Below are 12,934 nucleotides of genomic sequence, written 5' to 3'. Positions count from 1 at the left end.
GTATCTTGGTGTCATGAGAAAAACGCAGCGAGACGAGGTCGATGCGATCGTTCAGGGGTGGGCACGTCAACGCCCGGACACTGACCCCTCCCCCATGCTTGTGCTCTCGCGCGTAGCCAGACTGGCGCGCCATCTGGATCTCAAGCGGCGCGAGGCATTCGCCCAACACGATCTTGACCCGTGGGAATTCGACGTGCTCTCCTCCCTGCGCCGCGCCGGAAAGCCGTATTCGATGACGCCCGGGCACCTCATGGACGAACTGCTCGTCACCTCCGGGACAATGACGAACCGTATTGACCGCCTCGAACGTCGCCACCTTGTAACGCGTTCACCGGCTCCGGATGACCGGCGCGCCGTCCTCGTCACCCTGACCCCCACCGGCAAGAAGCACGTTGATGCGGCGCTGATCTCCCTGCTCGAATGTGAAAAGCAGATTCTGGCGCCGCTTTCCCGAGGCGATCAGGACGATCTTGCTGACCTGCTCAGAATTATCCTCGCATCTTACGAAACGAAGTACTAGCCTAAAAGTAGCGTCCGACCACTACCGCGAGGGGACTTATGACTGACCAACCACCGGCACTCGCATTCGATCACCTGGTCAAGGTGTACGGCAATCTCGTCGCAGTAGGCGACCTGAGCCTGAATATTCCCGCCGGCTCGTTCTATGGAATCGTCGGCCCCAACGGTGCAGGCAAAACCACAACCCTGACGATGGCGACCGGCCTGTTGCGCCCAGATGAAGGAACAGCCTACGTCCACGGCGTTGACATGTGGGCCAATCCAACCGAGGCTAAGAAACTTCTCGGAGTAATGCCTGACGGCATGCATTTGCTGGACCGCCTCTCCGGCCCGGATTTCCTGACCTACGTGGCCTTGCTGCGCGGGATGGACACTGACATTGCGCGCTCACGTACCCAGGACCTGCTCGAAGCCCTGGATCTGACTGAAACGTCTGACAAAATGATCGGCGATTATTCGGCCGGCATGACCAAGAAGATCGCGTTGGGCGCATCCTTGATCCACTCCCCCAGCGTCCTGGTTCTGGACGAGCCGTTCGAATCGGTCGACCCAGTTTCGGCCGCCAATATCCGTGAGATTCTCAAATCGTTCGTGCGCCAGGGCGGCACAGTTGTGCTGTCCAGTCACGTAATGTCAACCGTGCAGAAACTGTGCAGCCACGTTGCGATCATCCATCACGGTCAGGTCGTAATTTCCGGCACGACTGACGAGGTAGCTGCAGGCGGTGACCTCGAAGAGCGCTTCACTCAGATCGTCGGAGGCCGCATCACTCACGAAGGGCTGTCATGGTTGCACTCCTAATGCGGATGAAAGCGAAGCTGACGTGGAACTCGATGAAGCGTCAGACAGCCTTCCTCGTCCTGTCATTCCTGGGGGCCCTGGGCATCGCCGGCTACGTCGGAATGATTGCCGTCGGAGCCGTGTTTTCCATCTTCGAGGGCTACGCCGACCTGGCCAGCGTCATGTTCACTTTGATCAGTGCCTTAGCTGTGCTGGCATGGGTGATAGCTCCTGCGCTTATGGCATCGGCTGACAACACGTTGGATCCGGTTCGCCTCGCACCGTTTGCCGCACCTTCACGGCGTTTCGCGATCGGCATGATTGCCGCAGCTTTCGTGGGATTCGCCGGCATTGGCACTGCGTTATTTCTTCTGATTCCCTTCGTCGCCTGGATTGTCTCCGGCCATGTGGTGGTGGCGCTCGTCAGTGTGATCAGCGCCTGCCTGGCACTTGCCATATCGCTGGTGTGGTCACGTGCCGTGACGACGTGGATGAGCGTTCAGATGACGGCTTCCACCCGTAGGCGCGATCTACAGGGCGTCATCGCAACGGTCGCGCTGTTTCTCTTCGTCACGCCTCTGGGTCTGTACGTCAATGCCGGAATCGACAACTTCAACGCCGCTTTCGTCACCCGACTCGGTACGATCGTCGGCTGGACACCGATGGGCGCCCCGTTCGCGATCAGTCAATCCGTCTATGAAGGCAACTACCTTGTTGCCCTCGCGCGGCTGGCCATTTCACTGGTCACTTTGTGGGCAGGATGGAAGCTGTGGCAGTACGTACTCCCCTTCGCCATGAATGGCAAGGCACGGCCAGTCAGTGCTGAGGCCCGTCAGGCGATTGCAGAGGGACGCCACTTGATCGATCCCACGCAGGCTGCTCCCTCGGCGCGCGCTGACCAGCGCTCCTTCAAGTATGTCGACCCGTGGTTGCGTCTGGGTTTGCCACGGGCAGCGGCCGCGCTGGCGGCCCGCACCAGTCACGAGTTTATCCGCGATCCGCGTCTGCTCTCACAGCTGATCGCGGTCGGCGTCCTGCCCGTGCTGGGTATCGCGATTTCGTTTATGGGGTCGAATTCGGACTTCAGCTTTGGCAACACGTTCGCCATTTTCTTCACGCTCTTTGGTGCAATGCTCTTCGGCGGTGTCGTCGCGACCCTGATGGCATGGGATTCAACGGCGAACTGGCTGAGCATCACTGCTGGAATACGCGGACGCGACGAGCGTCTGGGGCGTCTTGTGGGCGCGTTACCCTCAGCGATCAGCCTCTTCGCCGTTGTCATGGCACTGCTGGCTTTCGCCGCGGGGATTCAAGGGCGTTCGCTCATCTACCTCGCAGTCACCACGGTGCTCCTGTTCTGCGCGACTGCCGGCGCAGGCCAGATCCTGCATGCACGCTGGCTCTACCCTGTTCCTCCGCCCGGCGCGAACCCGATATCGACAAAATCCACCGGCAGCTTCACTGCCACGATGCTGGTGCAGTTCGCCCAGTGGCTCGCGGCTCTTGTGGCGTCTTTGCCGGCCTCAGTCGTTCTGCTACTCGGCTTCTTCGGCATCCTGCCAGATTGGATCGGCTACATCGTTGCCCCAGTCTGGTCGCTGGTATGTCTGGTCGTCGGCGTCATCGTGGGCGGTCACATGTGGGATCGCCACGCAGTGACGCTTCTGCAGCAGATCAAGGCCTGGCCAGGCCACGCGAAGGCGGCCTGATCGGAATCCACGCGCACGATCCCACCATTTACGCAGGTAAGAGGCCATTTATCCTGCTCTTCGAACCCCACACTCACATCATCTCGATTGATATGGGGATTCCGGGGTCTCCTCACCAGCGCATTTTGACGTACCATATGTGCCGATATGGCACATCTTCTCGGCGCAGACAACCTGCATATGGAATACCCCACGACCGTCGTCCTTGATCAGGTCACCGTCGGAGTTGACGAGGGCGACCGAATCGGCGTGGTGGGCCGCAACGGAGACGGCAAATCCACACTCTTGCGGCTACTGACCCGCCAGATCACACCTGACAGCGGTCGCGTCACTCATCGTCGCGACCTGCGCCTGGGATACCTCAGCCAGTCTGATCGTCTGAATCCGTCTCACACCGTCAAAGAAGCACTAGTGGGAGATCGCCCGGAGTATGAGTGGGCGTCCGACGCGAATATCCGATCCATTATTTCTGGACTGGCTTCGGATATCGCATGGGATTCCCTCGTCGGTGATCTTTCAGGTGGACAGCGCCGACGCGTCGATCTTGCGCGCCTGCTTGTGGGCGAGTGGGATGTGCTGATTCTGGATGAACCAACGAACCACCTGGACATCGAGGCGGTCGCGTGGCTGGCTGACCATCTCAAGTACCGGTGGAGTCCGCGCGACGGTGCGCTCATCGTTGTGACGCACGATCGGTGGTTCCTTGATGAGGTGTGCACCCGCATGTGGGAGGTGCATGACACAACGGTTGAACCGTTCGAAGGCGGATACGCAGCGTACGTCCTGCAGCGTGTGGAACGTGACCGGATCGCGGCTGCGACCGAAGCGAAGCGCCATAACCTGATGCGCAAGGAACTTGCCTGGTTGCGTCGCGGAGCGCCGGCGCGCACGTCCAAGCCGAAGTTCCGTATCGAAGCGGCGAATGAGCTGATCGCTGACGTACCGCAGGTGCGCAACCCGATTGAACTGCAGCGGCTATCTGTGGCACGCCTGGGCAAACAGGTGGTGGATCTGCTGGACGTGTCGGTTTCGTTTGAAACGAACGAGGTTCTGCGCGACGTGACGTGGAGGATCGCACCCGGAGAGCGCAGCGCTATCCTCGGCCCGAACGGTGCGGGCAAGTCAACCCTGCTCAACGTCATCAGCGGTGCGCTGAAGCCGACGTCGGGGCGAGTACGTCAGGGTAAGACTGTTCGTATCGGAGTGCTCGACCAGCAGTTTTCGCAGCTGGATGAGATCTCGGGTGACCGCGTGCGCGAAGTGCTTGGCCGCACCAGAACAACGTTCGTCGTGGACGGTAAGGACACCACTCCAGCGCAGATGCTGGAGCGCCTCGGATTTCGCCACGAGCATCTGTCAGCGCGCGTCGGAGAACTGTCGGGCGGGCAGAAACGCAGGCTGCAGATTCTGCTCGTCCTGCTTGACCAACCCAATGTCATGATTCTGGACGAGCCGACCAACGACGTCGATGCCGATATGCTGACCGCCCTGGAGGACGTCCTCGACACGTGGCCGGGCACGCTGCTGGTTGTGTCGCACGATCGGTACCTGATTGAGCGCGTCACCGACCAGCAATACGCCATCATTGACGGTACGTTCCGCCATCTGCCCGGTGGGGTCGAGCAGTACCTGAAGATCCAGGGCCAGACTGAGCCCGCGGAACCATCACCTCCTGAGGAGGAAACCGAGAATTCCGGCGCTCGCGCCTACGCTGCACAAAAAGAGCTGTCAGCGCTGGAGCGAAAGATGGACCGCCTGACACGCCAGGACGAGGATCTGAAAGCGCAGATGGCAGACCATGATCCGACTGACTACGTCGGACTGCAGGATCTTGCCGACAAGGCGCGCTCCGTCCAGGACGAGGTTGACGAACTCGAGGCACAGTGGCTGGAGCTGTCCGAAAAGCTCGAGGGCTAGGCGTAACTATTCGTTATCTTCCATGATCCGCACACCTTGCACGTTAGGCAGATCCGCGAGGGTGGCGAGCGTGGAAGCCTGGTCGACCACGACCCGCGAATGCATTCTGATGTAAGCGGTCAGTGTCTCGGAGGAGCGACTGGTGGAGGTGCTGACGTTTTCCACGCTCCACCCTTCGCGTGCCAGCTCGGACAGGATGCTTCGGAGGACGCCCTCACCTTGCGGGTACGAGACACACAGGATGTTTTCGTCTTCACTGCCCTTGCGTCGGAACAGCCGTGCGAAGGGTGAGAGCACCCAGATGACCACGAAGTGGAATACGGTTCCTGCCAGTGCAAGCCACCACAGGCCCGCTCCGCATGCCATACCGATCGCCGCAGTTTCCCAGATCGTTGCTGCGGTCGTAAGTCCGCGGATTGCCCCATGGCGTGTCAGGATGATTCCGGCTCCTAGGAAACCGATTCCGGAAACAACCTGGGCAGCGACCCGTGATGGATCCACCCGCACGATTCCCTCGCTCAGCACGTCACTGAATCCATACTTGGAAATCAGCATCATGAGCGCCGCTGTCATACCGACGATGGCTTGCGTACGTATGCCCGCGCTTTTCCCGAGGATCTGGCGTTCCAGACCTATGATCGCAGACAGCACCAACGCTGCCAGCAGAAGAAGTATCTGAGTTAATTCACCTGATAAATGCATTTTCATCACTTTAAATAAAAAACTGCTAGTGGCTCGAAAGTATACGTACCTTCTTGGTGGTTTTGATGGACCGTCACAACTGCAGCATGGTCGAGAGCCATGGTATAGAAAAGCGATTGGGACGAGCGGTGACGATATTCCACAGTATTGATCTTGTCGATCTGATCGACAAGATCACGGGAATCAGCATCAGCAATCCCGTATGCCAAAGTCAGGTGAGCCCGTGGTACACCCGAAAAGTGAGCGGCCTCATCACCAAGGACATCAATTGCGCATTGACGCACACCCTCGACGAAGTGATTCCACGCCGTGGTGGGTCGCGAATAGCACACTACTGAATCTTCAGTGACCTCAGGTAACTGGAACTCCAGGTTTGGGCATCGCCACTGCGCGAAGTGCCGTCTGATCGCTTGACCGAGCAAAGGAATTTTCTTTCTTATTTCCCCATCATCGGCAAAATACGGCAGTCGCTGGACCGTGGCATGCAGAGAGTCCCGTGGCTGCACTGCACAGATGCTGCTTTCTGTCAGTACCTGAAGGTATGGCGCAACCAGATGGGTAAAATTCCGCTCCGGCAAGGCGTAAATATGAAGTTGTCCAGAGGGATTGTCCCAGTTTTCTGGTGCTTTTGCGAAAAAATCGCGCATCTTTTCCTACTTATCTGTCAATGATTGCGTCGCCACACCTGCGACGGAGTCCAGCGAATCGGAAGATGGTGTTGCCCAGGATGCCAGCAGCGCCCTGTCTCGGGTGCCAGCGTGGCGACACCCGCACGATTCACCAAAAACAATGTCGAAGCCACTGGCGAAGGATCGTGGCTGGCGGTTCAACGACGTATCCGAAAGGATGTGGAATGCAAGCTCAGCCATTTCTCCCCAGGGCTGTCGAACAGCAGTCAACGACGGCACGGAATAGCCCGTATCCGATGACCCATTGAGAGCAACCAAAGCGAGATCCGTCGGAATGCGTATATGCAGATCCGAGCACGCGGCCATCACTCCTAGAGCCTGCCGTTCATTGCCTGCCACAACTGCTTGGGGAACGTGCCCCTGCGCGTACTTATCAATGAGCCATTGATATCCGGCTATTCTCGAGTAGGCGCACCATGAGATGTGCGGTGATGACAGATCGCTGCCAATCGCATTGCACCACCCCTGGGCCCGAACGAATGAATTCTCCATTCCCTCGGGCCCGGTCATCATATCGATGTGATCGTACCCATGTCGGAGCAGATGAGTGGTCAGCTCGAAAACTGCCCGAGTTTCATCAATTCTGACTGACGGGCATTTCGAATCCGAATCTGCATATGTGAGAACCACTGCGGGAATGCCGGTTCCGTCAAACACGTCGAGGGCAAGTTTCTCAACTGTTCCCATATAGATCACGCCATCCACTTGCTGTCCAATCAGGGACTGCAGGAGTCGACGTTCCCTCTCAGGGTCATCAGCGGAGTCACCGACGATGATCAATTTTCCCTGCTCGAGCGCCTTCGCCTGAAATGCGTGCGCAATTTCTGCAATGAACGGGTTCGTGATATTAGGAAGAACAAGCCCATAGTTGCCGCTCTTTCCAGAGGCCAGAATACGCGCCGCATGATTAGGCGAATATCCCAGCTTGTCGATCGCGGCAAGCACTCGCTTGCGGGTTTCTTCAGCAACGGGCCGAGGGCCATTGTTCACTGTGTATGTCACAACAGCTACTGATGTCCCTGCCTCGCGGGCAACATCCTCGCGAGTCGGCCTCTTGCTTTTCATCTGCCTCTCCACGCCGTGTGGCAACGCGTCTTACACGTTACGGGTCTTCCACCCATTATTGGCCAATTCCTCGAGTTCTTCGAGAGACTTGCCTTTGGTTTCAGGAGCTAGGAAGTAAGACACAATCAACCCCACTACCGCTACCCCCGCGAAGAGCCACGTTGAGCGCGACATTCCCCAGTTTTCCACCATCACGGGGAACACTGTGACGCCCAAGATCGCGCCGATACGGCTGATAGATCCCGCAAAACCAGTACCGGATGCACGCAGACGGGTCGGGAACAGCTCGTTTGGATAGACCATGTCCAGCACGCCGGGACCTAGGTTCGCCAGAAGGATAGCTCCTGACAGCAGGAAGATAAGCAGGCCAATTGATGGGTTATCAGTCAGCGCCAGTGCCACGAGGACGACGATCATACCGGCGAAGCACCATAGAATCTGCGGACGGCGACCGATCTTTTCGACCGTGTACATGCCAATGCCGGCGCCGGCAACACCCAGCAATGCGATGATCGACGAACCAATGTAAGCCAAGATGGTGTTCCCCTGAGTGAACGGTTCCAGAATTGACGGAGTGTACATCTGAATGCCATAGAAGGACACGGCAAAGGCAAACCAGAATGTGCAGCAGAAAATGGTTGAACGAATCATATTGGGGCTGAAGAGCTCCCACCACGTCCCATACACGCGCGACTTAGACTGCATCGACTCCTGTGCGGACTCTGCTAGCGTGTCATTTTCGTCGAAGTAGGCACCCTGAATGGCTGTGATCTCACGCATCACACTGTTAGCTTCCTCGATCCGCCCGTGTTCACGCAGCCAGCGAGGCGATTCAGGAACTTTGTGACGCAGAACCAACGTAATTGCCGCCAGAACGGCACCCAATCCCAGCATCCATCGCCATGCGGATTCCCCTAACGGATGCATGGCAATGCCTGTCATGTACGCGCAGAAAGCTCCCACCTGCCAGAACAATGACATGAGGATGATGAAGCGTCCACGACGCTTGGGAGCAGTGAATTCAGCGGTAATGGACGATGAGATTGGGTAATCCGCACCAATGAACAGACCCAACAGGAAACGTGTTGCGATTAGCTGCCACGCATTTTGCGTCAACGCTGCCAACAGGGCGAAAATCACGAATCCGCTCAGGTCAATCATGTACATCTTGCGCCGACCCAAGGAGTCAGCCAGTTTTCCGCCGAACATCATGCCAAGGAACATGCCGACGATCGCAGAAGCAGCGACGATGCCTTCAATTCCTCCGGAAATTTCCCACTGTCGTTTCAAACCTGGCAGGGCCACTGCAATGACGGATACATCGAATCCATCAAGGAACATTCCTGCACCTGAAAGTACCGCAACCTGACGTTGGAACTTCGATCCTGACGCAGCCGGTGCGGCGTCTGCTCGAGTACTCATTTACATCTCCTCATTGAGCGAAGAAGCAGAACTATTGACGCGCATTGTCTACGCGCGTAGCTAAAGAGTATAACTCGTTCTCAGCAGGGTCAAATCTCCCCAGTTCGCGCCCGTTAGACACAAAACCGGCGCCGGGGAGTTCCTCGGCGCCGGCCTCGTACAAGATCTCTTACTTCTTGTTGGAGAAGTCGTTCAGCTCGTACTGTTCGGCAGCGTTTTCAGGTGTGATCGGGGTGGTTTCAAGGACCTGCCTGGCCTCGACCGGCTCGCCCTTGATCATCGCCAAAATGGTGTCGACTGTTTCCCTGGCACCTGTCGGATAGATGAAGGTACCTGCAAGCTGGCCTTCCTGAACGGCTCGAATGCCACCGTCAGGAATTGCGAGGCCGTCAATACCGATGAACTTGATGTCGTCGGCTTTGCCGGCACCTGCCGCAGCCAGGTAGGCGCCCAGCGCCATTGGGTCATTGTGCGCGTAGACCAGGTCAATGTCTTCACCGGACTGCAGCCACTGCTGCATGATCTTGGTGCCCTCTTCCTTGATCCACTTTGCGTCCTGATCCTTGACGATCTCGATCTTCGGGTTCGCAGCGATTGCGTCACGGAAGCCCTGGTCGCGGTCGATCTGAGGCTGGTTCGAGGTAATGCCTCGCAGCTCGACGACCTTACCGCCATCAGGCAGAAGCTGGAGTGCCAGTTCACCTGCGGCCTTACCGATTGCCACGTTGTCACCGCCAATGAAGGAGGTGATGCAGTCCGTGTTCACAGCGCGGTCCAGCACGATCACCGGGATACCTGCTTCACATGCCTGCTCAACTGGCGGGGTCAACGGGTCAGACTCGTTAGGCGAGACGATCAGAATGTCAACGCCCTGCTGAATGAACTGCTGGACCTGACTCACCTGACGTGAGGAATCCTGCTGAGCGTCAGCAATCGGCAGCAACTCAAGGTTCGATTCCTGCCCGATGTAATACTCCAGCTGTGCGTTGATCTGCGCACGATATGGCTCAGCGTTGTTGGCCTGTGAGTACCCGATGACGTACTTGTCCTTTTCGGGCAGCAGACGTCCGTCGCTTGCGCCAGCCGCGCTGCTCTGATCAGTTGTGGCACTCGATGCGCCTTCATCTGCCTGTGAGCCGGATGTCGACTGGTCGTTGGTTGCGCACGCGCCGAGCGATGCTGCGGCGACCAGGGCACCCGCCAGGAGTACCGGTAGTTTGCGTCGCGTGATTGTCATGAGAGCTCCTTCGCTTTCTTAGTGTTGTGTTTACCTTGGTGTGGACTTCCCCCTCGGCCTACTCCTTCGCGTGTGGCGTCGAGGATGCCTTAACGGGATGCGCGGTTCGTCGTTTCAGGCGAGCCGCAGCGTTGGGAATGAGGTCGGGATGTTGGATCACAACGGCGACCACGAGGATGATGCCTTTAATGATCATCTGCCAGTTGGCACTGAAGTTGTTCAGGCCCAGCACGTTGTCGAGCAGGGTCAGGATCAATGCGCCGATCGACGTTCCGATCACTGTGCCTCGGCCGCCAGCCAGGCTCGCACCACCGATGACGACGGCTGCAATCGCGTCCATCTCGTAGGTCATGCCGGCTTGAGGATCTGCTGATGCGTTATAAGCCGCGTTAATCGGACCGGCCAGGCCGCACAGCAAACCAGAGATCATGAAGACAATGACGAGCACTGCTTTGACGTTCACACCCGACAGGCGCGCCGCCGTGGGATTGCCGCCCACCGCATACACGTGCCGCCCGAACGTCGTGCGTGACAGCAGCAGATGGACGAGGATAATGACCACGATCAGCGCCAGCACAGGGAAATACCCTATTAACGGTATAGGGAACAGGGTTTCGCCTGGCGTCCCCAGCATTCGGAACTGTTGAGATCCCGGAGCCACCTCCCCGTCCGGTCCAATCACATTCGTTCCGATCGACACGTTATGGGAGAACTCGCGGGTAAAGCCTCGTGCGATCGTCATGATGGCCAGCGTCATGACAAACGACTGGATCTTTAAGTACGCGGTGCCGATACCGCTGATGATGCCGAAGAGGGCGCCCACAGCCATTGACGTGGGAACAATCGCGATCACCGGCCAGTTCATTTCCGTCAGCAGCCATGCTGACGTGGTTGAACCGACTGCCATGACTGCGCCCACCGACAGATCGATGCCGCCGGTGATAATGACCAGAGTCATTCCCACCGCCAGGATGCCTCGCGGAGCGAAGTACCCAATGGCGTTCGTCAGGTTTCCTATGTCCGCGAAGCGCCCTCCCTGGCTCCACAGTCCAATCAGGACGATCAGGAGAAGGCCGATATAGCCTTGGGACTGGCTCAACATCAGGAGCCATTTCTTGCGCTGCACGACCGCACCCGATCCGCGCTGCGACTGTGTGCTCATGGGGTTGTTCTCCTTCACTATTTAGCAGTTTCGATGGCATCGACGGCGGGCGCATCCTCTCTGACTGCCTGCCCTTGAATCGGCATTGCCGCGGTGAGTAGGTCTTCCTGAGTGGCTGTGCCGGCGTCAAATTCAGCGGTGATTCTTCCTTCGCACAACACCACGATTCGGTCGCACATTCCCAGTAATTCGGGAAGCTCTGACGAGACAACGATGAACGACACTCCCTGCGATGCCAGCTGCGCAACAAGTTCGTAAATTTCGGCCTTCGCACCGACATCGATACCGCGTGTCGGCTCGTCGAGCAAGATCACTTCCGGGTTGGTCAGCAGCCATTTTCCGAGGACGACTTTCTGCTGGTTTCCACCCGACAAGGTGCTCATGAACGCATCCATCGACGGGGTCTTCACCCCAAGAGTCTGAACCTGCTCCTCGCTCGCCTTCTTTTCTCGAGTTTTCTTCACCCATCCGCCTATGCCGGCAAAATCCGACAGGGCGGGGAGCGTCATATTGAAGCGCACGGAGTTTTCCAGGATCAGGCTCTGCAGTTTTCGATCTTCACATACCAGGGCAATCCCGGCGTCGATACTGCGTGCGGGCGTCCGCTTGGTCAGCGCCTTGCCGTTCAGGGTGACCTGACCGATCATGTCCGAGGATGGGAGTGTTCCAAAAATGGATTCGAGTACTTCTGAGCGACCAGCTCCCATCAGGCCGGCGATTCCCAGCACTTCGCCGGGCTCAACCGACAGCGAGATGTCGTGCAGTGCTGCCCGCGACTCGCGCGCATTGGGCATGAGGGAGAGGTGCTCCACCGTCAGTCTGGCTTCGCCACCCTCGGCGCGGGCACCGGTTTCCTCGGGACGCTGGTGCAGTTCCGAGATCGGACGACCCACCATCATGTGGATCAGTTCTGATCGACTGACGTCCTTCATCTCGCGTTCACCGATGAACTGTCCATCTCGCAGGACTTCGACCCGGTCAGCAATCTCTTCGAGTTCTTCCAGACGGTGAGAGATGTAGATGATGCCGACTCCCTCGGATGCAAGTGACCTGACAACCTCGAACAGGCGTTCAACTTCAGCATCTGCCAGCGCCGACGTCGGTTCGTCCATGATCAGGATTCGGGTGTTCAGGCTCATCGCCTTTGCCACTTCAATGAGCTGCTGTTCTGCCAGTCGGTATTGACGCACGAACTTTCTAGGATCTAGATCCAGCCCGACTCGCGCCAGCAGATCCCGGGCCATCGAAATCGTGCGCTGTTTCTTGACCCACCCTCCGGTCGCCTGTTCTCGTCCGAGCCAGATATTGTCTGCCACTGACATGTCGGGGACGAGGTTCAGTTCCTGGTGGATGGTGGAAATCCCCAGCTGTTGTGCGGTGCTGGGGCTATGCAGCGTGACCGGCTCTCCGTCGACCTTGATGTGACCGTCGTAGTCGTTGAAGACTCCAGAGAGCACGTTGATCAGCGTGGACTTGCCTGCTCCGTTTTCTCCCAGCAGTGCCACAACTTCACCGGCGCCCAGGCGCAACGACACATTGTCGAGTGCTCGCACTCCTGAAAACGATTTCCCGATATGGTGCATTTCGAGCAACGGTGCAGTCACGACGCGCCTCCGATTCGCCATTGATGTCAAGCGCCTGGATTGATCTCCACACCGTATACCAGCTGTTTACACGACTCAACGATTTCACAGGTAACGGTTTAGCGACATTAGTATTACTATAACCTATA

11 protein-coding genes are annotated in these 12,934 nt (G+C 57.8%); 4 read left to right on the top strand and 7 right to left on the bottom strand.

The features are described 5' to 3' along the window. Window positions 1-13: 13 nt before the first annotated feature. The 4 genes from AC1EJ1_RS08790 to AC1EJ1_RS08775 all read left to right on the top strand — a co-directional run bounded on the left by AC1EJ1_RS08790 (window position 14) and on the right by AC1EJ1_RS08775 (window position 4,925). On the top strand, window positions 14-520 hold the full coding sequence (locus AC1EJ1_RS08790; RefSeq protein WP_058236178.1) for a MarR family winged helix-turn-helix transcriptional regulator: 507 nt from the start codon (window positions 14-16) through the stop codon (window positions 518-520). A gap of 38 nt (window positions 521-558) precedes the next feature. Beyond that, complete coding sequence (locus tag AC1EJ1_RS08785) at window positions 559-1,320, top strand: ABC transporter ATP-binding protein (RefSeq protein WP_285016085.1); 762 nt, start codon at window positions 559-561, stop codon at window positions 1,318-1,320. A gap of 5 nt (window positions 1,321-1,325) precedes the next feature. Beyond that, window positions 1,326-3,008 (top strand): hypothetical protein, encoded by a 1,683-nt coding sequence (locus AC1EJ1_RS08780; protein WP_480295711.1) that lies wholly within the window; start codon window positions 1,326-1,328, stop codon window positions 3,006-3,008. 147 nt (window positions 3,009-3,155) lie between these two features. After that, the gene (locus AC1EJ1_RS08775) at window positions 3,156-4,925 is read left to right on the top strand and encodes an ABC-F family ATP-binding cassette domain-containing protein (protein ID WP_285016087.1); all 1,770 of its coding nucleotides are present in this window, start codon (window positions 3,156-3,158) and stop codon (window positions 4,923-4,925) included. A gap of 6 nt (window positions 4,926-4,931) precedes the next feature. Here AC1EJ1_RS08775 and AC1EJ1_RS08770 read toward each other — a convergent pair whose 3' ends face one another. The 7 genes from AC1EJ1_RS08770 to AC1EJ1_RS08740 form a co-directional block, all read right to left on the bottom strand. Further along, window positions 4,932-5,627 carry an MgtC/SapB family protein gene (locus AC1EJ1_RS08770; RefSeq protein WP_058236239.1) on the bottom strand — a complete coding sequence of 232 codons (696 nt, stop codon included), beginning with the start codon at window positions 5,625-5,627 and terminating at the stop codon, window positions 4,932-4,934. A 5-nt stretch (window positions 5,628-5,632) separates the two neighbouring features. Beyond that, the gene (locus AC1EJ1_RS08765; RefSeq protein ID WP_285016088.1) at window positions 5,633-6,274 is read right to left on the bottom strand and encodes a hypothetical protein; all 642 of its coding nucleotides are present in this window, start codon (window positions 6,272-6,274) and stop codon (window positions 5,633-5,635) included. A 6-nt stretch (window positions 6,275-6,280) separates the two neighbouring features. Continuing rightward, window positions 6,281-7,381: a LacI family DNA-binding transcriptional regulator gene (locus AC1EJ1_RS08760; protein WP_285016089.1), complete on the bottom strand. Its 1,101-nt coding sequence runs from the start codon at window positions 7,379-7,381 to the stop codon at window positions 6,281-6,283. A gap of 30 nt (window positions 7,382-7,411) precedes the next feature. Further along, window positions 7,412-8,803 carry an MFS transporter gene (locus AC1EJ1_RS08755; RefSeq protein ID WP_070725591.1) on the bottom strand — a complete coding sequence of 464 codons (1,392 nt, stop codon included), beginning with the start codon at window positions 8,801-8,803 and terminating at the stop codon, window positions 7,412-7,414. A gap of 169 nt (window positions 8,804-8,972) precedes the next feature. Next, entirely contained in the window at window positions 8,973-10,040 is a 1,068-nt protein-coding gene (locus tag AC1EJ1_RS08750; RefSeq protein ID WP_285016090.1) for a substrate-binding domain-containing protein, read from the bottom strand. A gap of 58 nt (window positions 10,041-10,098) precedes the next feature. Further along, entirely contained in the window at window positions 10,099-11,202 is a 1,104-nt protein-coding gene (locus tag AC1EJ1_RS08745) for an ABC transporter permease (protein WP_092648256.1), read from the bottom strand. 17 nt (window positions 11,203-11,219) lie between these two features. Next, window positions 11,220-12,827 (bottom strand): sugar ABC transporter ATP-binding protein, encoded by a 1,608-nt coding sequence (locus AC1EJ1_RS08740; protein ID WP_285016091.1) that lies wholly within the window; start codon window positions 12,825-12,827, stop codon window positions 11,220-11,222. Between the last annotated feature and the right edge of the window lie 107 nt (window positions 12,828-12,934).

It is taken from the genome of Pauljensenia sp. C0170B4, assembly GCF_056590235.1.
This window is presented reverse-complemented; position numbering and strand designations above follow the sequence as displayed.